Source organism: Vibrio sp. Y51_MX_L26 (genome assembly GCF_024181935.1).
Taxonomy (GTDB): Bacteria; Pseudomonadota; Gammaproteobacteria; order Enterobacterales; family Vibrionaceae; genus Vibrio; species Vibrio diabolicus.
This window is the reverse complement of record NZ_JAMZAS010000014.1, coordinates 52,643-73,494: the sequence shown is the minus strand read 5'-3', so window position 1 is coordinate 73,494 and position 20,852 is coordinate 52,643. Positions and strand designations below refer to the sequence as shown.

Sequence of the window (20,852 nt, the reverse complement as noted above, 5' to 3'; positions counted from 1 at the left end):
ATCTGAACATTACACTATGTTGTAAATTGTTGCTTCCCATCATGGAGATGAAAATGAAAAAGCTTATGACGTCATTGGCGGTTGCAGCCGCTATCGCATCACCAGTTGCTCTTGCTGACAGTACACCTGTGATGTTCTCTACTATCGACAACACAAACGCACCTTCTAACTCGTCAGTTGGTGGTGTTCGTTTAGCCGTGTTACATGGACAGGTGAATGAGGTTAAAGGTGTCGACTTTTCACTGCTTGGTATGTCAGAAACGGATCGTACGACAGGTGTGAACTTCGGTCTGTTTTTTGGTGCAGCAAAGGTAAACCAAGAAATGAAAGGTGCGTCTTTAGGCTTAGTTAACTGGAACCAAGGTCAGACGACGGGTGTTAACTTGGGTGCTGTCAACATTACGAACAATGTAAAAGGCTTGAACTGGAGCGCGGTGAACTATTCTGAAGGCTACACCATGGCGGATGTGGGCTTAGCGAGTATCTCTAAAAAGTCTAACTTCCAGTTTGGTTTCTTCAACATGACCGATCAAATTGATGGCGTACAAATTGGTCTTTTGAACTGTGCGGATAACGGTTTCTTCAAGTGTTTCCCACTCATCAACTTCGCTAAATAATCCCTGAGCAAGTCAGAATCTTTAGATACCGAAAGCCCTCGATATTCGTCGAGGGCTTTTTAATTACTGATGGAGTGAAGCGAGTTTATCGGCGCGTTAACTATTTAATTAAGCGGGATGAGGTTTTGCGTTGTTGAATTCTTTGGTGAACCCCTCGGCGCAATGCTTTGATGTGGTTTTCTGCTTTATCCACGCCCAGTAACACCGTTAAAGCCAGTAGGGTAATGACCACCGACTGCGTTAAATAACCCAAACCTATCATCAACCCTAATCCCGCCAGTACCCAAATAACCGCTGCGGATGTTACGCCGTGGATTTTTCCATCGAGTGTCATCATCACGCCTGCGCCCAAGAAGCCGACGCCAGTAATAATCTGACCAAGCACGCGTGCTTGATCGAGCGTATTTGGCGATAACGATACTGCCATCGACATAAACAGGTAAGTGCCTGAAATAATAAGAATTGCCGTGCGAATGCCAACAGGTTTACCACGAGTTTGGCGTTCGATACCGATCATTAGCCCATTAATGGCACAGCATAGTAGGGCAGGCCAGCTGAATGGGCCAAGATCGAAAATTTGTTCGAGTGCTGTATGCATCTTGACCTCCAAAAGAGCGGAGTATGCATAGACTTACCGTGCAAAGCGAACAAAAAGGAACGGTCGTGACGACAAATTTAATTGAGCGTCAGGGCCTATTCTAAATGCAAATCCAACGGCGTTTTACTTGGCCTGCCACCAATTTCTCGTGTCAGTTTTGGTACCAGATAACCCGATACACGTGTGATGAGTCCGCGCATAATGGCTTTTGCTTCTTCGTCCGAAATAAAGTAGTGCGCCGCGCCTTGCACCTTATCAAGAACGTGGAGGTAATAAGGCAAGATACCCGCGTCAAATAAGGCTTCACTTAACGCCACTTGAGCTTCTACCGAATCATTCACACCTTTCAGTAGAACGCCTTGGTTTAGAAGCGTAACGCCCGCTCTTTTGAGCTTGAACATCTGTTCAGCAAATTCGTCATTGATTTCGTTGGCATGGTTGATGTGAGTCACAAGGATGATTTGTAACCTTGATGCTTGCAGCAGTTGGCATAGTTCATCAGTGACTCGAGCGGGAATCACCACAGGTAAACGGCTATGAATACGCAGACGTTTGATGTGAGGTATATGAGCAATGTGCTCTAAAAGCCAATGAATTTCATCGTCTTTTGCCATCAATGGGTCACCACCTGAGAAGATGACTTCGTTCAACTCTGGTTGTTGAGCCATGTACTCTAAGCACTTTGCCCATGCCTGCTTGCCGCTTTTATTTTCTTGATATGGGAAATGACGACGAAAACAGTAACGGCAATTTACCGCGCAGCCACCTTTGACAATCATCAGGGCGCGGTTGCGATACTTGTGTAGCAGACCAGGGACTTCATTATCCTGCTCTTCTAACGGATCGTTGGAATAGCCCGGATGTACTTCAAATTCGTCACTTAATGGTAAAACCTGACGTAAAAGAGGGTCTTTAGGGTTGCCTTTCTCCATCCTATCGACAAAACTTTGCGGTACACGCTGTGCAAACAGCTTGCGCGCGGCAAACCCGTCTTGCCACGGTGAAGGATCTATTTCCAGTATTTCGAGCAATTTTGCAGGATCAGAGATCCCATTCGCCAACTGTTTGAGCCAGTTTTGCTCAACAGATTCGACTTTTCGGGTTATTATGTGCGGCATTGAATTTAGCTCTAAGAATGTAAGAGGAAAAAATGGCTACAGTTAGCACCAATGAATTTAAAGGCGGTCTTAAGTTAATGCTTGATAACGAGCCTTGTGTAATTCTGGAAAACGAATACGTTAAACCAGGTAAAGGCCAAGCGTTCAACCGCGTTAAAATTCGTAAACTTCTTTCTGGTAAAGTGCTAGAGAAAACATTCAAGTCTGGTGACACTTGTGAAGTGGCAGACGTAATGGATATCGACCTAGATTATCTATATTCAGACGGCGAATTCTACCACTTTATGAACAGTGAAACGTTTGAACAGATCGCAGCAGACGCAAAAGCGGTAGGTGACAACGCTAAGTGGTTGGTAGAAAACAACACTTGTATGATCACACTTTGGAACGGTAACCCAATTACTGTTACTCCACCAAACTTCGTTGAGCTAGAAGTGGTAGACACAGATCCAGGCCTGAAAGGTGATACTCAAGGTACTGGTGGTAAACCAGCTACGCTATCAACTGGCGCTGTTGTTCGTGTTCCTCTGTTCATCTCAATTGGTGAAGTGATTCGCGTAGATACTCGTACGGCTGAATACGTAGGCCGTGTGAAGTAAGCACTTTAGATTGATTGTTAGAAAGGTCGCTTCGGCGGCCTTTTTTATTGCCTGTAATTCTCTCTTGAATGTTCCTGCATAGAAAATCGATATCCTCCGCAAATTTTCGATGATTTTGTATTATTCGTAAAAATCTTATTTATTTCATGAATCTGTCGATTATTCCTTAATGTAACATTTTGATACATTAGTTCTTGTTGTTGAGTGCATAGCAATCTGATTTTTATCGATTTAACTCAGTAACAATCCAAAAAGGAGAACAAAATGGAAAGCAGAGGTTTAGGAAGGGGTTTAAAGGTGGAAGAAAGACGTCAGTTACTACACAAAGGATTGAAAGCTGCGGTATTTGGCGTACCGCTGTTGGCAATAGGCTTAACGATTAATAGCTCTGTGCTGATGACCGATGCAGGTTACAGCTACGTGCATCAGAACAATATCACTGGTGAGTTGGATGTGTTTACTGAACCTGGCATTCATTTTCGCATGCCATTTCTGTCCAAAATCACCAAGTATGACCAAGTGATCACTGTGTCATTCGGTAACAGCAAGGGCGAAGATTTTTATCAACGTCTTGATGCGATTCAGGTTCGATTTGCCGACACCTACATTGGTCAGATCCCCGTAACATTCCGCTTTAAGCTCAGTAATGACCCTGAAGCGGTTAAGAAGATGCACAAAGAGTTCCGTAACAACAGTAACTTGATTGATGCGCTGCTTGTAAAGAACGCACGTAACGTGACGGTGATTACTGCTACCCAATACACGGGTGAAGAGTTTTTCCAAGGTGGTTTGAACCAGTTCAAATCGAAACTTGGCGATCAGTTGCGAGAGGGGATTTATCTAACAGAGCGACGTCAGGTTGAAGTGGAAGAGTTGGATCTTGCGCCTGTTGGGGCGAATCAGGCCAATGCGAACCAACTACAGCGCACCAATCAACTGGTTTGGAAAACGGTGCCAGTTGTAGATAAAACCGGGCAACCAATTCGTCAAGACAACCCGTTACAACAATACGGCATTCAAGTGACGCAGGTGACCATTGGTGATCCACAGCCAGAAAAGCAATTGGATCAGCTATTAGCGGATAAAAAGCGTTTAGTGGCGGATCGTATTCGCGCGATTCAGGAGCAAGAAACGTCAAAAGCACAAGCAGAGACCGAGCAGTTACGTAAAGAGATTCAACGAACACGTGAAGTGCAAGACGCTCAGCGTGGTAAAGAACTCGCTATTATTGCTCAGCAAAAAGAAGTGGAAGTTGCACGTCAGATTGCAGAGCGTGAAATCGTTGAAGTGGAAAAAACCAAACGACTTGCTGAAGTCGAGAAGGAGAAAGAGCTAGCTATCGCAGAGGCTAACTTAGCCATTCAAAAGGCGAACGCACTTTCTGCTGAGTTTGAAGCGAAAGCGATATTAGCGAAAGGTCGTGCAGAATCTGAAGTCCTAAAAGCGAAGTACTCGGCGTTAGGGGCAAACCGTGAAGTTTATTTGGCAGAGTTGAATCGAGACGTAGCGAACTCGTTGTACAACAACTTGCAAAACTTCCAAGTTCAGATGCCACAAAACTACATTGGTGGTAGCGAAGAAACGGGCTTGAAAACAAATCTAGATGTGATTACTGGCTTTGGCGCCCTGGGTCTTATGGACCAAACGAAGAAGGTCATACAGCAATAAGATCATGGGTGGTCAAAAGCTTAAAAAGCAAAAAGATCATGGGTAACCCAAAGCAATAAAAAAGCTGGCATAGAGCCAGCTTTCTCTTTTTAGTCAGTATCTTAAATCATGAAGATAAAGATAACGGCTAGTGCAGTAATGAGGCCTGCAAATGCATAGCATGCAATTTTACCTATCACACCAGTGTGGAATTTAAGGTCGTGCATGCCGTGGTGTACACGGTGCATCGCATGCCACATTGGTAGAGCTAGGGTGCCAATGATGAATAGCGCACCGATGATACTGGTTGCGAATTCGGAGACACGCTCGTAGCTCATCGCTTCTGCATCAATCACGCCTAGTGGGACCAAGATACCTAGCACCAATACCGTGATTGGCGTGATCATCGCGAACCAAGTACCGCCAGCACCAAATAGACCCCACCAGATTGGCTCATCAGAACGTTTTGGTGATGTGTTTACACTATAATTCGGTTTCATGCTCAGCTCCTTACACCACGATGAGAACGATCAGTGAGATGAACGCAACCGCGGCCCACTGAGTCAATACGATGATTTTCTTGTCCACCAGTTTGCCTTTCAAACGAATTGGCATTACTTGCGGCATCATGCTGAAGAAAGTTTGAGCGTGGAATAGGCTACCTAGTAGTGCAACGATGTTGATCGCGACTACGATTGGGTTTGCCATAAAATCCAACCAACCTTGCCATGCTTCAGGGCCTTTCACCAAACAACCTAAACCGAAAGTTAGGAACAGAGTGAATAGGATCAAAGGCAGCACAGTCGCTTCACGTAGCATGTAGAAGCGGTAGAAAGGATGGTTCTTCCACCAAGTGCGTTTTACTTCACGAACGTAAGGTTTACGATTGCTCATCCTTATGCCTCCACTTTCTTTGGTGAACCATCAGGTTTCAACATAGCAATCACGAAGTCCATAGAAGACTCCACTTTGCCTTGGTTTACTGCCGCTGCTGGGTCAACGTTCTTCGGACAAACTTCAGAACAGTAACCAACAAACGTACAACCCCAAGCACCGTTTTCACCGTTGATAAGCTTCATGCGCTCATCTTTACCGTTGTCACGGCTGTCTAGGTTGTAGCGGTGTGCTAGCGTTAGTGCCGCAGGACCGATGAACTCAGGGTTTAGACCAAACTGAGGACACGCCGCGTAGCATAGACCGCAGTTGATACAACCAGCGAACTGCTTGTATTTCGCCATTTGCTCTGGCGTTTGCAAGTTCGTACCGTCTTCTGGTTTACGGTCGTTACCAATGATGTACGGTTTGATTGCTTCAAGACGTTCGATGAACGGCGTCATATCAACAATCAAGTCTTTCTCGATTGGGAAGTTCGCTAGAGGCTCGATAGTCACACCGTCTGGGTAATCACGTAGGAAGCTCTTACAAGCAAGTTTCGGTACGTTGTTCACCATGATGCCGCAAGAACCACAGATCGCCATACGGCAAGACCAACGGTAAGACAGATCTTTGTCTAGGTGATCTTTAATGTAGCCCAGTGCGTCAAGCACAGACATGGTTTCATCGAATGGCACTTCGAATGTTTGCTTGTATGGTTCTGCATCTTTTTCTGGGTCATAACGCAGAATGTCTACTTTTTGAATGCGATTTGCTGACATTATGCTTGCTCCTCTGCGTTCTTCTCTTCAGCTGCGGCTTTTTCTGCTGCTTCACCGTATAGACGAGCTTTTGGTTGTGACTTAGTGATAGTCACATTGCTGTAATCGATACTTGGCGCTGAATCTGGTTTGTAGAAAGCAAGTGAGTGTTTTAGGAAGTTCACGTCATCACGTTCTGTACAACCGTCGTCCAGACGTTGGTGCGCACCGCGAGATTCTTTACGTAGAATCGCAGAGTGAACCATCGCTTCTGCGACTTCTAGGCCGTAACCCACTTCAATTGCGTACAGAAGATCAGTGTTAAACACTTTGCCTTTGTCTTTAATGCTGATGCGTTTGTAGCGTTCTTTTAGTTCGGTGATCTTGTTAATGGTTTCTTGCATCAAATCTTCTTGACGGTAGATACCACAACCCGCTTCCATGGTATGACCCATTTCAGTACGGATGTTTGCCCAGTTCTCATCACCTTCTTGGTTCATCAGTTTGGCGATGCGCTCTTCAACTGCTTTCACTTGAGCATCGATTGCAGACTCGTTCCAACCTTTGAATTCTTCAGCGCGTTTCACTGCGTTTTCACCCGCTACGCGACCAAATACCACAAACTCAGCCAATGAGTTAGAACCTAGACGGTTTGCACCGTGAAGACCAACAGACGCACATTCACCAACCGCGAATAGACCTTTAATGCGAGTTTCACAGCCGCCGTTTGTCTCGATACCACCCATGGTGTAGTGAACCGTTGGACGAATTGGAATTGGCTCTTTTGCAGGGTCTACGTTCACGTAAGCTTTTGCTAGCTCACAGATGAATGGTAGACGCTCTTGTAGGTACTCTTCACCTAGGTGGCGAAGATCAAGGTGTACCACATCACCAAGAGGGTGCTTGATGGTGTTGCCTTTCTGTTGTTCGTGCCAGAAAGCTTGAGAAACTTTGTCACGAGGACCCAGTTCCATGTATTTGTTCTTCGGTTGGCCAACTGGAGTTTCAGGGCCCATGCCGTAATCTTGTAGGTAACGGTAGCCGTTCTTGTTAACGATGATACCGCCTTCACCACGACAACCTTCCGTCATCAGGATACCTGTGCCAGGAAGACCGGTTGGATGGTATTGAACGAATTCCATATCACGTAGAGGAACGCCGTGACGGTAAGCCATTGCCATGCCATCGCCCGTTACGATACCGCCGTTGGTGTTACAGTGGTAAACACGGCCCGCGCCACCTGTTGCTAGAACAACAGATTTTGCTTTGATAGTAACAAGCTCGCCTTCAGACATGTGAATAGCAATCAGACCTTGAACTTCGCCTTCATCAACAAGCAGATCCACCACAAAGTACTCATCAAAGCGTTTGATGTTACTGTACTTCATGGATGTCTGGAATAGCGTATGAAGCATGTGGAAGCCAGTTTTATCTGCAGCGAACCAAGTACGTTCAACCTTCATACCACCAAAGCGGCGTACGTTGACTTCACCGTTCTCTTTACGACTCCATGGGCAACCCCATTGCTCCATTTGGATCATTTCGCGAGTCGCGTTCTCTACAAAGTATTCAACAACGTCCTGTTCACATAGCCAGTCACCACCGCCAACAGTGTCGTTGAAGTGGTTGTCTAAGCTATCTTCATCCTTGATAACTGCTGCTGAGCCACCCTCTGCAGCGACCGTGTGGGAGCGCATTGGATAAACTTTAGAAATCAGAGCGACTTCTAAGTCTGGGTTTGCTTCAGCCGCTGCAATAGCAGTACGAAGACCAGCGCCGCCTGCGCCGATGACTGCGATATCTGTGGTGATAATTTGCACAGTTATCCTCCAGTGTGTGATTGCGGAAATCCGCTTGTTATTGTCATTACGAGGCACTCTTTAAAAAGAACTCCCCAAAAGTAGTAGGGTTAGTGTAGATGAGCCACATGGCAGAAAAATTGATGTAATTGGGTTTTTGCTTCGGTAATGCACTTAAGGGCATAGAATTTATAGGTTATGTGACTGCTATCACGGCATCGAGGTTTTGGCCCTCAAGCATTAACATTAGGGATGTTAAACCAGTGTTGCGTGACATTAACCGCATGGATAATAGGATTTTAACTGAGTGTTTTTTGTGCTGCGGCACGAGTAATACTTGCCTCAAATAGGCGAGCACGTTAGTAAAAAGAAGAAGGGATATTCCTCTCTTCTTGAAGAGTAAAAAGCATGTAGAATGAGACTTTCCTCGCTGAATTAAAGTTTGAGAGACTTGTTATGCAAACCAACTGGCAACCTACTGCTTCCATTGACCAACTTCGTCAACGTGCGACGTTAATCGCGTCGATTCGCCAATTCTTCGCTGATCGACAGGTGATGGAAGTCGACACGCCAGCCATGAGTCACGCAACCGTGACCGACATTCATTTGCATACTTTCCAAACCGAGTTTGTTGGCCCGGGTTACGCCGATGGTAGCAAGCTGTTCTTTATGACCAGCCCTGAATTCCACATGAAGCGCCTGCTGGCGGCTGGCAGCGGTTGTATTTATCAAATCAACAAAGCATTTCGTAACGAAGAAAATGGTCGTTACCACAATCCAGAATTCACGATGTTGGAGTGGTATCGCGTTGGCTTTGACCATCATAAATTGATGGATGAAATGGATGATCTGTTGCAACTGGTATTGAAGTGTGGCGCAGCGCAGCGCATGACGTATCAACAAGCCTTCATTGATGTGTTGGGTGTGTGCCCACTAGAAGGCTCGATGACGGAGCTGAAAGCGGCAGCAAGCAAGCTGGGTTTGAGTGACATTGCAGAGCCTGAAGAAGATCGCGATACGTTACTGCAATTGCTATTTAGCGTGGGAGTCGAACACAAAATTGGTCAGGATGTGCCTGCTTTTGTGTACGACTTCCCGGCATCACAGGCGGCGCTTGCGAAAATCAATCCTCAAGACCATCGTGTTGCGGATCGCTTTGAGGTGTATTTTAAGGGAATTGAGCTGGCAAATGGGTTCCATGAGCTCGATAACCCGAAAGAGCAACTGGCGCGTTTTGAGCAAGATAACGCGAAGCGTCTCGACATGGGTTTAAAACCGCAGCCAATCGACTATCATTTGATCTCCGCATTGGAGGCAGGGTTGCCAGATTGTGCGGGTGTTGCGTTAGGCATCGATCGTTTGATCATGCTAGCGCTCGGCTGTGACCACATTGATCAAGTGACGTCTTTTCCATTCCCAATCGCATAAGGATATTCAATGAACTTGGCTGCTGCACGTTTGGTCATTCTCAGCTACGCAATACTGATTGCTTACTTATCGTTGAGCTCGGGCGAGTTGCAAGACTGGGGCAACATTGCGTATCTTGATAAAATGCAGCACGCCATGGCGTACAGCGGATTTGCGTTTTTAGGTTGCTTTTGCGTGTGGCGTTGGCGTCAACGTTGGGCGGTGGCGATTGGTATCTTATTATTTAGTGCTGCCATCGAATGGCTACAAGGGTATGTCGGCAGACAAACCTCTTGGTTAGACCTTGTCGCCAACTCAACGGGTATTCTAACTGGTCTGTTATGTTACCGTATTTGGAGCCTCTATCGACCTAGGTTGGTGAAGTCGCTATACTCGATTCGTTAATGAAGAGGGAACACGATAACAATGAAAACGCGCGACAAAATAGTCTACGCGGCACTGGAGTTGTTCAACCAACATGGTGAGCGCAACATCACCACCAATCACATTGCCGATCACATCGAAATTAGCCCTGGTAATCTGTATTACCACTTCCGCAATAAGCAAGAAATCGTTCGTGAGATCTTTGCGCTTTATTCAGCAGAACTTTTAGAAAGATTTACCCCTATTCAAGGCTCACAAGAAAGCCTGACTATGCTGAAGAGCTACCTAGATTCCATCTTTACGCTAATGTGGAAATACCGCTTTTTCTACGCGAATCTACCTGAGATCTTGTCACGAGATGAGCAGTTACATGAGCAGTACATCGATGTGCAAGAAAAGCTGCAAGCGAACCTCATTGCGATCATGCAAGAGTTTGTATCGCTGAAGCTGCTTAATGTTGATCAACAGCAGTTGAAGTCACTGGTGTGTACGTTGCATTTGATTGCGTGTAGCTGGTTGGCGTATCAATCTGCAATGGCTTCGAAAACCAGCATCACTGAGCAAATGGTGAAGCAAGGGATGTTGCAGATGCTTAATGTCGTTAAGCCATTAGCAACTGAGCAGGGGTTAGAGCAGCTACTGTTATTGGAAGATGCGGTCAGCAATCTACACAGTTAAACGCCAAACTGCTTAATATTTCGAGAGTCACTCTCATTTTCGAGTCGTGGCTCGAGTTGACTTGTCAAATATGCCACGCACAATAGTCCTCATACCGTTCAGCCCTCTCTGGGATATGACTCTCGATAAAGGAACTATCGCTCCATGAATTACGACATTTTTAATGGCGATGCTGATGGCATCATTGCGCTTCTACAATTACGCTTGGCTGATCCTATCGAGGCTCAGTTAATTACTGGTGTAAAGCGCGACATCAAGCTGGTGGAAAAAGTAGACGTGCAAGCGGGTGATGAGCTAACGGTGTTAGACATTTCGATGGAAAAGAACATGGTAGGCCTAGAGCAAGCATTGGCTCAAGGCGCGTACGTGTTTTACGCCGATCACCATAAGGCGGGTGATATTCCTCAGCATGGCAACTTGGATGCGCACATCGATCTCGATGCCAACATGTGTACAGCTTTAATTGTCGATCAATTGCTAAATGGACGTTTTCACACATGGGCGATTACGGCGGCTTATGGCGATAACATGATCGCGAAAGCAGATGAATTGGCTGACAAGGTCGGATTGTCACACGATCAGAAAGCGCAGCTTAAAGAGCTTGGCACTTTGATTAATTACAACGGTTACGGTTCGAAAGTGGATGACTTACATTTCCATCCAGCGGATTTGTACCAAGCTTTGCTGAAGTACGCGTCGCCATTTGACGCTATTGAAGATAAAACCTCGCCTTACTACCAACTGCAGTCTGCTTACCAACAAGATATGGATGCCGCTCTGGCACTGCCTGCCACGCATGAGAGCGGTAAGCTAAAGCTGTTCGAACTACCAAACACGGCCGCATCACGTCGAATCAGCGGTGTGTATGGCAACTGGCTGGCAAATCAAAACCCAGATTCTGCTCATGCAGTACTCACCGAAAATGCAGATGGCACTTACACGGTCTCTCTACGTGCCCCGTTGAACAACAAACAAGGCGCCGTTGCCGTGTGTGGGCAGTTTCCAACTGGTGGCGGCCGAGAAGCGGCGGCAGGCATCAACGCATTAAGCAAAGATGATGTAAGTACTTTTATTGATGCGGTAGAAACGTATTACGCATAATACTTTCCTAAATCTGAATACAACAAAGGAGCCAATCGGCTCCTTTGTTTTTAGTCTAATAATCAGCGCTTCAACCAAGATTTCGGGTTTTGCGCTTCACTGTTGCGGCGAATTTCGAAGTAGAGTGATGCGCGATCTTGCCCGCCAGTATCACCCGCAAGAGCGATCACTTCGCCAGCGGTCACGCGATCGCCTTCTTTTTTCGTCAACGCTTGGTTGTAGCCGTAGAGCGTCATGTCGCCTTTGCCGTGGTCAAGCAATACCACTAAGCCATACCCGCGTAAATACTCCGCAAATACGACAGTGCCCGGGTAAACGGCTTTCACTTGTTGACCATAGTTGGCCGCAAGCACCATGCCTTTCCAGTTTACTTGCCCGGTTTGGCGAGTACCGAAGTTGTGTAATACACGACCTTTGAGTGGCCATGGCAGTTTACCGCGCTGTTTGCCCAGTCCGTCCATTGGCACGGCATTACGCTTAGCCGCTTTGGCGATCTCGGCTTTTAGGCGTGTTTCGTTGCGCTGCAGTTCAGCAAGGTAGCGTTTATCGTTCTTGATACTGCTCTGAATTTTATTCAGGGTTTGCTTACGTTTGGATTGTGTACTTGCCAGCGCCGTACGTTTCTCAGATTGCTGTTTGAGTAACGTCTCGATTTGCTCTTTTTCTAGCTCAAGCTGGTTTTTGTTGTGTGCCAATTCTTGAGTGGTTTTGGTGATTGCATCAATCACTTCCGCACGCGCTTTGGCTAAGTGCTGGAAGTATTGACTCATGCGGTCTTCTTCCACACCTTGATTCAACAAGTGACCATTGGCTTTCGCTCGTTCGGTCACGTAATACGTTTGCAGCAACTGTTTGAGCTCTTCCTCTTGCTCTTGGCGCTGCGCTTCTTGCAAGGCAATTTTCTCTTCTAGCTTGTCTATGTTTTTGTCTGCTTGTGCCAGCTCAGATTTGGTTTGTCTTATTTCGCGTTCAAGTTTAGAAATGCCAAGTTCTTGCTCTTTGAGCGATTTTTGTAGCTCATTGAGTTGCTTTTCTTGGGACGAGAGAGATTTGCGTTGACGGCTTATCTCACTTGATACGCCTTTGAGCTCTTGTTGACTAGCGGCAGAAGAGGCGAGGGGATATGTGGCAGATAAAGCACAAGTTAATAAAATAGCCGAGCGTAGAACAGGGTGATTTTGTTTTCGCACTTGAGATTTACCTACCACGTTGTTGTCAAAGGTTTGTTGACGATTAAATACCATCTCCATGGATAAAGCTTTGTGATTTACCATTAAAGCCTTGATCCATATCGAGAGAAGGTTTGTCCGTTTTTGGACGACCGACGATTTTCGCAGGAACCCCCGCCACAGTTGTGTGTGGTGGCACTGCTTGCAATACCACAGAGCAAGAGCCGATTTTCGCGCCTTCGCCCACTTCGATATTGCCAAGAATTTTTGCACCTGCACCAATCATCACACCTTCACGGATTTTCGGGTGACGATCGCCGCACTCTTTACCCGTACCGCCTAAGGTAACGTCTTGTAGAATTGAGACGTCATTATCGATAACTGCAGTTTCACCGATGACAATACCCGTTGCGTGGTCGAGCATTATGCCGCTACCAATGCGTGCTGCCGGGTGAATGTCTACCTGACACGCAACCGAAATTTGGTTTTGCAGGTAGGTGGCCAGTGCATGGCGCCCTTGCTTCCATAGCCAGTTTGCCACGCGGTAGCCTTGCAGAGCGTGGTAGCCCTTTAAGTACAGCAGCGGCATAGAGTACATCGAAACTGCAGGGTCGCGATTAACCGTGGCACAAATGTCACAAGCGGCACAATCGGTAATGGTTGGGTCGGCAGAGAACGCTTCTTCTACCACTTCACGTACTGCCATTGCTGGCATCGATGCCGTGTTTAACTTGTTTGCCAAAATGTAGCTGAGCGCGGCACAGAAACTTTCATGCTTGATGATGGTGGCATGGTAAAAGCTGGCCAGCATTGGCTCTTGCTCTGACATTTCGCGGGCTTCTGAGACAATTCTGTTCCAGACTTTTTGTTTTTCGCAGTGTTTCATTCTCAATATCCTGAGTGGTTCTTCCGTGACCCGACAACTTCTATTCTTCTCAGATGAGGTGCGAAGGGGCGTAGAGTGCTACTTTCCTTCGGCTTTTTTGTCACGAGCAAGTAAATCTTGCGCTGCCAGGCGTGCATCCTTACCTTGATACAATACTTGATAAATTTGATCAACAATTGGCATCTCAACACCCATGCGTTGAGAGAGCATCCATACTTCTTTCGTGTTGCGGTAGCCTTCTACGACTTGGCCAATTTCTTCTTGTGCCGTGTCGACGTCTTTACCTTGACCTAGCGCTAAACCAAAGCGGCGGTTACGTGATTGGTTGTCGGTACACGTTAGGACAAGGTCGCCCAAACCAGCCATACCCATGAAGGTTTCTGGTTTTGCACCAAGCGCAGCACCAAGACGACTCATTTCGGCCAAACCACGAGTAATCAATGCAGTACGCGCGTTGGCTCCAAAACCGATGCCGTCAGACATACCCGCACCAATTGCGATAACGTTTTTCACCGCACCGCCCAATTGCATGCCGATAAAGTCACTATTGGCGTACACGCGGAAGGTTTTGCTGCAGTGGATTTTTTCTTGTAGGTCAGCGACAAATTCAGCATCTGGAGAAGCAACTGAAATTGCAGTAGGCATGCCCATCGCGAGCTCTTTGGCGAATGTTGGGCCAGACAATACAGCCAGTGAGTAGTTTTCACCGATAATGTCATAAGCGACGTCTTTCAGCAGACGACCCGTTTCTGGCTCAAGACCTTTGGTTGCCCAGCAGATACGAGAGTCTTCACGTAAGAAAGGCTTACAGCTGTTCAGTACGATGCCAAAAACATGGCTTGGAACCACAACCAATAAATCTCGGCTTGCTTGTACGGCTTTTTCTAAATCCGATTCAATGATCAAGCTTTCAGGGAAATCAACACCAGGTAAGAAAGCGTGGTTCGCGCGATCCGCTTCTAAACGTGCCATGTGCTCAGGCTCGTGTCCCCAAAGGACTACGTTCGCGCCGTTACGAGCGAGTGAGATCGCCAGAGAGGTACCGTATGAACCTGCGCCAATCACCGTCATTGCGATGTCTTTACCGTAAGCATTGTTTGTATTTGCTTGTGTCATGCTACCGCCTAATTGTCTTTCTACTAGTAGAATCTAGTTCCTAATCGTCAAATTTTACGCCTTCTGGCGATTAGGAACTAGGAACTTTTGTCAGAAATAAAAAATGCACATTGCATCGGATAGTAGACGCTCTGTGCATTTTATTAGAGTCGGTGACGTCAGCACTCAGGCTATTCGTCACTTACAAAACGTGAATTACGCTTCAGCTTCGCCTTGTTGAGCTTGCTGTTGTAGGTAGTTCATGAATAGCGCGTCGAAGTTAACTGGCGCTAGGTTCAGTTGAGGGAACGTACCTTTAACCACTAGGCTTGAGATAGTTTCACGAGCGTATGGGAATAGGATGTTCGGGCAGAATGCGCCTAGGCAATGTGCAAGTTGGCCTGCTTCCATTTGCTCAGCAGTGAAGATACCACCTTGTTGAACTTCACATAGGAACGCTGTCTCTTCTTCGTTCTTCACAGTAACGGTTAGACGTAGAACAACTTCGTAAACGCCTTCACCAAGCTCACGGCTTTGAGTGTCTAGGTCTAGTTTAACGTCTGGGTTCCATTCTTTTTGGAAGATTACTGGAGAGTTTGGCGCTTCGAAAGAAACGTCTTTTAGGAAGATGCGTTGAATTGCGAAGTTTTGTTGTGCTTCTTGAGGTGCTGCTTCAGCCATTTTTTAATCCTTAAATAAATATTTGTAGAGCCTAGAAACGTCTAAACTCAGAAAACTGGTATGTCCCGAGACTAACTGAGCCAATCTACCTTGACTAGATGAAGCGTGTATTACGTGCAAAGCGTCACAACTTAATGCTTCAACTGCTTTCAATTTGCTCAGTTTATTATCCACGAAGCTTGGCAAAAACACGCTTGAGTGCGTACCTTGTCTTTTGCCTCTGCCACGTTATCGAAGCTGCCGGGTATTACTTTTTACCACGTACTAAAGGCAGGTTCGCTTCGTTCCATGCAATCAAGCCGTTCTTCAGTAGGCTTACTTTTTCAAAGCCTGCTTTTACTAATAGGTTCGCGCTTTCTTGAGCGTTTTGCCCTGTCTTGCATACCACAATGATTGGGTCTGATTTGTGGTTTTCAAGGCTACCAAAGTTACCCGCTTTGATATCTGACGGTAAAATGTGAAGTGAGTCGGTGATATGACCTTTTTTGAACTCGTCCTTTGTGCGGATATCCACTACAACGCCGTTTTCACGGTTCATAAGATGAGTCAGTTGGTTTACGTTGATTTCTTTGTATGCGGCCGTCGCTGACTTCACGATGTTCATGATAAAGGCGACAAGAAGACCTACCCAAACCAAAGATAGAATCATGTTCTGTTGGAAAAATTCAATGTACTCTTGCATGTCTTGAGCTCTTACGCTGTTGGCGGAAAAATAAAGCAGGAGTATAGCGGGGTTAAGCCTCTTAGGCGAGAGGGTTAAAATTTTCTAACGAATAATTGAGATCTCTATAAACCCTTTATGTTATTGCCATCCGTGCCTTGGACTATGGTAGCTTGATTGTTTTTGCCTATTGGATTTATCGACTTAAGTGACTTTTGTTTTACCGAAAAAAGCGAACAATAGGTACTAACCAATCTTGTTCGATAATGCTTTAAATAAGCGCTGTTTCAGGTGCAAAAACAAGAATCAGAAGCGTAAGAAAACCGAACCTAGACTGGGGTGTACAAAGCGTATTAGGAATGACTATGCTTGTGGAACACGTTTGTCGGCACTGACTCGTTGTTCGCTTAACTTGTAAGATAGCAACAATAAATCGCAAACATTATTTGATCTTAACCTACAGTTTTGGTTAAAAAGTGTAGTAAAATTACGCTAGTTTTGTTTCAAGGTTAGATAGGGCAGCGAGGCCCTACGCCAAAAGTTACTTAAATTTGATGAGGTCATCACTATGTCAGCTAAGAAGCCACTGGCTCTAGTTATCCTTGACGGTTACGGTTACCGTGAAGACACAGCAAGTAACGCAATTGCGAATGCGAAAACACCAGTAATGGATGCTCTGATTGCGAATAACCCACACACTCTAATCTCTGCTTCAGGCATGGATGTTGGCCTTCCTGATGGTCAAATGGGTAACTCAGAAGTTGGTCACACTAACATTGGCGCAGGTCGCGTTGTATACCAAGATCTAACTCGTATCACTAAATCGATCGCTGACGGTGAGTTTGCTGAAACACCAGCGCTTGTTGAAGCAGTTGATGCTGCTGTTAAAGCAGAGAAAGCGGTACACATCATGGGGCTGATGTCTCCAGGTGGCGTACACTCTCATGAAGACCATATCTACGCAGCGGTTGAAATGGCAGCGGCTCGTGGCGCTGAGAAAATCTACCTACACTGTTTCCTAGACGGTCGTGACACGCCACCACGTAGTGCTGAAAACTCGCTACAACGTTTCCAAGATCTATTCGCGAAACTAGGTAAAGGTCGTGTTGCTTCTCTAGTAGGTCGCTACTACGCTATGGACCGTGACAACAACTGGGATCGCGTTCAAGTGGCTTACGATCTTCTGACTCAAGCGAAAGCTGAGTTTACAGCAGAAACCGCCGTTGCTGGTCTAGAAGCCGCTTACGCTCGTGAAGAGAACGATGAGTTCGTGAAAGCGACTGCAATTAAAGCGGAAGGCGAAGAAGACGCAATCATGCAAGACGGTGATGCGGTTATCTTCATGAACTACCGTGCTGACCGTGCTCGTCAAATCACTCGCGCATTCGTGCCTGACTTTGATGGTTTTGAGCGTGCGGTATTCCCGGCAGTTAACTTCGTTATGTTGACTCAATACGCGGCAGATATCCCTCTAGCAATCGCATTCCCACCAGCGTCTCTAGAAAACACGTACGGTGAGTGGCTGTCTAAGCAAGGTCAAACTCAGCTACGTATCTCTGAAACAGAGAAATACGCACACGTGACTTTCTTCTTCAACGGCGGTGTTGAAAACGAATTTGAAGGCGAAGAGCGCCAGCTTGTTGCTTCTCCAAAAGTAGCCACTTACGACCTTCAGCCAGAAATGAGCTCCCCTGAGCTTACAGAGAAACTGGTTGCGGCGATCAAGTCTGGTAAGTTCGACACTATCATCTGTAACTACCCGAACGCAGATATGGTTGGTCACACTGGCGTTTACGAAGCAGCTGAGAAAGCAATCGAAGCGCTAGATGAAAGTGTTGGCAAAGTAGTTGAAGCAATCAAAGAAGTTGGCGGTCAGCTACTGATCACTGCGGACCACGGTAACGCAGAAATGATGGTTGACCCAGAAACGGGTGGTACTCACACAGCGCACACTAACCTACCGGTTCCTCTTATTTACGTAGGTGATAAAGCGGTTGAGTTCAAAGAAGGCGGCAAACTGTCTGACCTTGCACCAACCATGCTTTCTCTAGCAGGTCTAGAAATCCCAGCAGAAATGACGGGTGAAGTGCTAGTTAAATAATTAACTAACTGCTCAGAATGACAAAAGCCCGAGTTTAAACTCGGGCTTTTTTGTATCTGGCAACAAGGGCTGGTCTGTAAGGTTATTGAACCAAAATGCCAGCACCAATCACAGCTAGGGCTGCGCCCAACCATGCAAATCGGTTTGGTCGGCGTTTAGTGTAAATCCAGAGTAGCGGTAGCAACATAATTGGCGTGGTTGAAGATAGCAGTGCAACCATACCTACATTTCCTTCTTGCAGTGCGTATAAGATCAGCGTCATGCCGACGGCCATCGCCAAGAAACCGTTAAGCGCAGTAATACCAAATATTCGCCAAGTAATGTGTTGTGTCGAGCGAGCGACTTTGACCCCTAGAACTAACAACATGCTGTGGGCGAAAAATGCACTGATCATTCGAATAGCAGAAGCCGCAACAGGGTCAATGCTGGTTTGCATTACTGGCTTGGCGATGATGCCGCCCAATGCTTGGCACATTGCAGCGGTTAAGCCAAGTCCAATGCCTACCCAGATGTTACCTTTAATTTCTTCCAAGACGTTATTCACTTGGCCTCTTCGACCAAAGAATATCGCCATCACCACGCCGCTAAATACCAATGATGCGCCCAGTAGTTCTATTGTGGTCATGACTTCACTAAATAAGAAGTAGCCCAAAATGGCCGAGAATACCGCATGGCAGGAAAACAGTAGTCCGGCTTGTCTTGGTCCCATACGATTCAAGCACGCAAACAGAGCGGTATCACCGATGAAAATTCCAATCAGACCCGACGCCATCATTGGCGTTACATGTTCCCAAGAAACCGTTAACCAGCCGCCAGTTATCCAGGCCATTGTTGATAAGATCACGGCCGTACAGCCCATGCGCCAGCGGCTGTAAGAAAAAGCGCCTAGGTGTTGTGCAGGTATGACCGAAATTAGGCTAGAAACTGCCCACAGAAAAGCGGCGCATAAAGCGAGCCATTCGTAACCCATGATGTGTCGACGTCCTTGTAGATTTGAGGAGTCTTAATATGCACGAAATTTATGGGATGTAAAAGCCGCTCTGTGAGGGCAGTAGATGGAGAGCAGCTCCATGACAACAAGCTCTGTCACGGAGCTTATCGATTAAAACAGCACCAGAACTGCGCCATACACGATAAATAGACCAATCAAACCAAGAATCAGCCCCACTTTCGCCATGTCTTTGCTCTCGATTAGGCCTGTTGAATAAGCCAAAGAGTTTGGTGGCGTGGAAACCGGTAAGATCATGCCAAGTGATGCGGAGAATGCGACGACAACCAGTAAACCTTGTAGGCCACCAACCGCAATAAGGCTTGGCATGGATGTACCAATAGCGGCAGCAATAGGCATTAATAAGTTTGCCGTTGCGGTATTAGACATAAAGTTCGCCATTAACCAACATACTACCGATAGGGCAAAGACAACGGCAAATGGTGATAGTAAGCTGTAATCAATGGCGTGTGCCAATGCTTCGGCTAAACCCGTTTTGTCTAAGGCAATACCAATTGCGATACCACCGGCAACCAGCCATAGCACGTCCCAGTTAATCAGCTTGAGTTCTTCTTTGCCCATAATGCCCGTTAAGGTGAACACCGCAAGCGGGATAATCGCAACAACATACGTGTTCATGCCGTGCACTTTTGTCGTCATCCAAAGCACAATGGTTAGTGCAAAAGTGATGTAGACGACGATCGCGCGCCAGCTCTTTTTGAACGTACCATCCAGCTTTAGTTTCATTTCTGGTTCGCTGGACGGAAACAGCTTCTGCAACAAAAACCAAGCAACAGTGAGTTGTATCAGCACAAATGGTAGGCCCATTGTCATCCAGGATAAGAAGTCTATGGCGTTTTCTCCGGTGAGGTATTGGAGCGCTATTGCGTTAGGTGGCGTACCTATCGGAGTTGCAATGCCGCCAGTATTCGCGGCAATTGGAATGCACAGCACCAGCGCTTTAATCCCTAGATCCCCTTTAGGTGCAGAAGCGACGATTGGACCGAGCAGCGCCAACATCATGACCGTCGTGGCAGTGTTGGACATGAACATTGAAAAAACGGCGGTAATGAGCATCAAACCCAGCATGATGAACTTAGGTTGTGTGCCGAATGGTTTTAGTAGCACTCGGGCGAGATTGTTGTCGAGTTCGTATTTGGAAGCCGCGATGGCGAGGGCAAACCCACCCATAAAAAGAATAATGATCGGTGAAGAGAAGGCAGAGAAAATATCTGTGTAAGCAATTAACTCTCCCAAATCATGCCCCGCTGGTGGATTGCGAAATAGATGCAAACCTTTATCCGATATCATGATCAGTTCAAGAGCGATAATAAGAATGGACGTAGCAAAAACGGGTACCGGCTCAAGAACCCAAAGTAGGGCAGCAAGAAGAAAAATAGCCAACAGGCGATGCTGAATTAAAGTGAGATCATCAATAGGAATAGCATCAATCGGCATCATCAAAACACCGAGCGGAATTAAAAAGCACACCAGCAATTTCGCCAGCGTGTTTACACTCATCTTTGGCATTGGCTGCCCCTCTAAATATTCATCCTAAGTGCAGGATAATTGATTGTGGAATGAAGGTCTTAGAGGCAGGTATGAGTTTGAGAAATAGAGGCTAAATTTTGAACGGAATTTTGCTTTTTATCAATAAAAAGAGCCCTTGAGAAAGGGCTCTTTTAACGG

General features: G+C 46.4%; 21 protein-coding genes. 8 read left to right on the top strand and 13 right to left on the bottom strand.

Annotated elements, in window-relative coordinates:
* The first annotated feature begins 53 nt into the window (after positions 1-53).
* The gene (locus NL645_RS20790; protein ID WP_005395435.1) at positions 54-617 is read left to right on the top strand and encodes a hypothetical protein; all 564 of its coding nucleotides are present in this window, start codon (positions 54-56) and stop codon (positions 615-617) included.
* Between the two features lie 100 nt (positions 618-717).
* Here the strand turns inward: NL645_RS20790 and NL645_RS20785 are convergent, their stop codons facing one another.
* Both NL645_RS20785 and epmB read right to left on the bottom strand, forming a co-directional pair.
* Positions 718-1,215: an MgtC/SapB family protein gene (locus NL645_RS20785; RefSeq protein WP_005395427.1), complete on the bottom strand. Its 498-nt coding sequence runs from the start codon at positions 1,213-1,215 to the stop codon at positions 718-720.
* Positions 1,216-1,310: 95 nt separating this feature from the next.
* The gene (gene epmB, locus NL645_RS20780; protein WP_134648273.1) at positions 1,311-2,333 is read right to left on the bottom strand and encodes an EF-P beta-lysylation protein EpmB; all 1,023 of its coding nucleotides are present in this window, start codon (positions 2,331-2,333) and stop codon (positions 1,311-1,313) included.
* A 32-nt stretch (positions 2,334-2,365) separates the two neighbouring features.
* Here epmB and efp point away from each other — a divergent pair, with 32 nt between their 5' ends.
* Positions 2,366-2,932 (top strand): elongation factor P, encoded by a 567-nt coding sequence (gene efp / locus NL645_RS20775; protein ID WP_005395425.1) that lies wholly within the window; start codon positions 2,366-2,368, stop codon positions 2,930-2,932.
* A 264-nt stretch (positions 2,933-3,196) separates the two neighbouring features.
* Entirely contained in the window at positions 3,197-4,600 is a 1,404-nt protein-coding gene (locus NL645_RS20770) for an SPFH domain-containing protein (RefSeq protein WP_005395423.1), read from the top strand.
* Between the two features lie 101 nt (positions 4,601-4,701).
* On the opposite strand, the gene frdD is transcribed toward NL645_RS20770, so the two are convergent.
* The 4 genes from frdD to frdA are packed head-to-tail and all read right to left on the bottom strand — an operon-like array spanning position 4,702 to position 8,033.
* Positions 4,702-5,079, bottom strand: a complete 378-nt coding sequence (frdD, locus tag NL645_RS20765; protein ID WP_005395421.1) for a fumarate reductase subunit FrdD — start codon at positions 5,077-5,079, stop codon at positions 4,702-4,704.
* Positions 5,080-5,089: 10 nt separating this feature from the next.
* A complete protein-coding gene (frdC, locus tag NL645_RS20760) occupies positions 5,090-5,473 on the bottom strand; it encodes a fumarate reductase subunit FrdC (protein WP_005395419.1) in 384 nt (127 codons plus the stop codon).
* A gap of 2 nt (positions 5,474-5,475) precedes the next feature.
* Positions 5,476-6,234 (bottom strand): succinate dehydrogenase/fumarate reductase iron-sulfur subunit, encoded by a 759-nt coding sequence (locus NL645_RS20755; protein ID WP_005381489.1) that lies wholly within the window; start codon positions 6,232-6,234, stop codon positions 5,476-5,478.
* Positions 6,234-8,033 carry a fumarate reductase (quinol) flavoprotein subunit gene (gene frdA / locus NL645_RS20750; protein WP_047010259.1) on the bottom strand — a complete coding sequence of 600 codons (1,800 nt, stop codon included), beginning with the start codon at positions 8,031-8,033 and terminating at the stop codon, positions 6,234-6,236. Before frdA ends, NL645_RS20755 begins: the two co-directional genes overlap by 1 nt.
* A 435-nt stretch (positions 8,034-8,468) precedes the next feature.
* On the opposite strand from frdA, the gene epmA reads away from it, so the two are divergent.
* The 4 genes from epmA to NL645_RS20730 all read left to right on the top strand — a co-directional run bounded on the left by epmA (position 8,469) and on the right by NL645_RS20730 (position 11,582).
* On the top strand, positions 8,469-9,440 hold the full coding sequence (epmA, locus tag NL645_RS20745) for an elongation factor P--(R)-beta-lysine ligase (RefSeq protein WP_253652320.1): 972 nt from the start codon (positions 8,469-8,471) through the stop codon (positions 9,438-9,440).
* A gap of 9 nt (positions 9,441-9,449) precedes the next feature.
* The gene (locus tag NL645_RS20740) at positions 9,450-9,824 is read left to right on the top strand and encodes a VanZ family protein (protein WP_005395414.1); all 375 of its coding nucleotides are present in this window, start codon (positions 9,450-9,452) and stop codon (positions 9,822-9,824) included.
* Between the two features lie 21 nt (positions 9,825-9,845).
* The gene (locus NL645_RS20735) at positions 9,846-10,481 is read left to right on the top strand and encodes a TetR/AcrR family transcriptional regulator (protein ID WP_005395413.1); all 636 of its coding nucleotides are present in this window, start codon (positions 9,846-9,848) and stop codon (positions 10,479-10,481) included.
* Positions 10,482-10,625: 144 nt separating this feature from the next.
* Complete coding sequence (locus NL645_RS20730) at positions 10,626-11,582, top strand: DHH family phosphoesterase (protein ID WP_253652319.1); 957 nt, start codon at positions 10,626-10,628, stop codon at positions 11,580-11,582.
* Between the two features lie 62 nt (positions 11,583-11,644).
* Here the strand turns inward: NL645_RS20730 and NL645_RS20725 are convergent, their stop codons facing one another.
* The 5 genes from NL645_RS20725 to NL645_RS20705 form a co-directional block, all read right to left on the bottom strand.
* Positions 11,645-12,790: a murein hydrolase activator EnvC gene (locus NL645_RS20725; RefSeq protein WP_048626686.1), complete on the bottom strand. Its 1,146-nt coding sequence runs from the start codon at positions 12,788-12,790 to the stop codon at positions 11,645-11,647.
* A 25-nt stretch (positions 12,791-12,815) separates the two neighbouring features.
* Positions 12,816-13,637, bottom strand: a complete 822-nt coding sequence (cysE, locus tag NL645_RS20720; protein ID WP_005395410.1) for a serine O-acetyltransferase — start codon at positions 13,635-13,637, stop codon at positions 12,816-12,818.
* A 78-nt stretch (positions 13,638-13,715) separates the two neighbouring features.
* Positions 13,716-14,753 carry an NAD(P)H-dependent glycerol-3-phosphate dehydrogenase gene (gpsA, locus tag NL645_RS20715; protein WP_006743122.1) on the bottom strand — a complete coding sequence of 346 codons (1,038 nt, stop codon included), beginning with the start codon at positions 14,751-14,753 and terminating at the stop codon, positions 13,716-13,718.
* A 195-nt stretch (positions 14,754-14,948) separates the two neighbouring features.
* Positions 14,949-15,413 (bottom strand): protein-export chaperone SecB, encoded by a 465-nt coding sequence (secB, locus tag NL645_RS20710; RefSeq protein WP_005395400.1) that lies wholly within the window; start codon positions 15,411-15,413, stop codon positions 14,949-14,951.
* 247 nt (positions 15,414-15,660) lie between these two features.
* Positions 15,661-16,095, bottom strand: coding sequence for a rhodanese-like domain-containing protein (locus NL645_RS20705; RefSeq protein WP_005395399.1), 435 nt, complete (start codon positions 16,093-16,095; stop codon positions 15,661-15,663).
* Positions 16,096-16,642: 547 nt separating this feature from the next.
* Here NL645_RS20705 and gpmM point away from each other — a divergent pair.
* On the top strand, positions 16,643-18,175 hold the full coding sequence (gene gpmM / locus NL645_RS20700) for a 2,3-bisphosphoglycerate-independent phosphoglycerate mutase (RefSeq protein ID WP_005395398.1): 1,533 nt from the start codon (positions 16,643-16,645) through the stop codon (positions 18,173-18,175).
* An 82-nt stretch (positions 18,176-18,257) separates the two neighbouring features.
* Here gpmM and NL645_RS20695 read toward each other — a convergent pair whose 3' ends face one another.
* Positions 18,258-19,145 (bottom strand): DMT family transporter, encoded by an 888-nt coding sequence (locus NL645_RS20695; protein ID WP_253652318.1) that lies wholly within the window; start codon positions 19,143-19,145, stop codon positions 18,258-18,260.
* 132 nt (positions 19,146-19,277) lie between these two features.
* Positions 19,278-20,693, bottom strand: a complete 1,416-nt coding sequence (locus tag NL645_RS20690; protein ID WP_012841332.1) for a DASS family sodium-coupled anion symporter — start codon at positions 20,691-20,693, stop codon at positions 19,278-19,280.
* Positions 20,694-20,852: the final 159 nt, after the last annotated feature.

Coding starts and splice junctions, on each gene's coding strand:
- NL645_RS20785 (WP_005395427.1), bottom strand. CDS start 1,215: ATGCATACAGCACTCGAACAAATTTTCGATCTTGGCCCATTCAGCTGG.
- NL645_RS20770 (WP_005395423.1), top strand. CDS start 3,197: ATGGAAAGCAGAGGTTTAGGAAGGGGTTTAAAGGTGGAAGAAAGACGT.
- frdD (WP_005395421.1), bottom strand. CDS start 5,079: ATGAAACCGAATTATAGTGTAAACACATCACCAAAACGTTCTGATGAG.
- NL645_RS20730 (WP_253652319.1), top strand. CDS start 10,626: ATGAATTACGACATTTTTAATGGCGATGCTGATGGCATCATTGCGCTT.
- cysE (WP_005395410.1), bottom strand. CDS start 13,637: ATGAAACACTGCGAAAAACAAAAAGTCTGGAACAGAATTGTCTCAGAA.
- NL645_RS20735 (WP_005395413.1), top strand. CDS start 9,846: ATGAAAACGCGCGACAAAATAGTCTACGCGGCACTGGAGTTGTTCAAC.
- NL645_RS20755 (WP_005381489.1), bottom strand. CDS start 6,234: ATGTCAGCAAATCGCATTCAAAAAGTAGACATTCTGCGTTATGACCCA.
- NL645_RS20695 (WP_253652318.1), bottom strand. CDS start 19,145: ATGGGTTACGAATGGCTCGCTTTATGCGCCGCTTTTCTGTGGGCAGTT.
- gpsA (WP_006743122.1), bottom strand. CDS start 14,753: ATGACACAAGCAAATACAAACAATGCTTACGGTAAAGACATCGCAATG.
- epmB (WP_134648273.1), bottom strand. CDS start 2,333: ATGCCGCACATAATAACCCGAAAAGTCGAATCTGTTGAGCAAAACTGG.
- NL645_RS20740 (WP_005395414.1), top strand. CDS start 9,450: ATGAACTTGGCTGCTGCACGTTTGGTCATTCTCAGCTACGCAATACTG.
- frdC (WP_005395419.1), bottom strand. CDS start 5,473: ATGAGCAATCGTAAACCTTACGTTCGTGAAGTAAAACGCACTTGGTGG.
- secB (WP_005395400.1), bottom strand. CDS start 15,413: ATGGCTGAAGCAGCACCTCAAGAAGCACAACAAAACTTCGCAATTCAA.
- efp (WP_005395425.1), top strand. CDS start 2,366: ATGGCTACAGTTAGCACCAATGAATTTAAAGGCGGTCTTAAGTTAATG.
- NL645_RS20790 (WP_005395435.1), top strand. CDS start 54: ATGAAAAAGCTTATGACGTCATTGGCGGTTGCAGCCGCTATCGCATCA.
- NL645_RS20705 (WP_005395399.1), bottom strand. CDS start 16,095: ATGCAAGAGTACATTGAATTTTTCCAACAGAACATGATTCTATCTTTG.
- NL645_RS20690 (WP_012841332.1), bottom strand. CDS start 20,693: ATGCCAAAGATGAGTGTAAACACGCTGGCGAAATTGCTGGTGTGCTTT.
- epmA (WP_253652320.1), top strand. CDS start 8,469: ATGCAAACCAACTGGCAACCTACTGCTTCCATTGACCAACTTCGTCAA.
- gpmM (WP_005395398.1), top strand. CDS start 16,643: ATGTCAGCTAAGAAGCCACTGGCTCTAGTTATCCTTGACGGTTACGGT.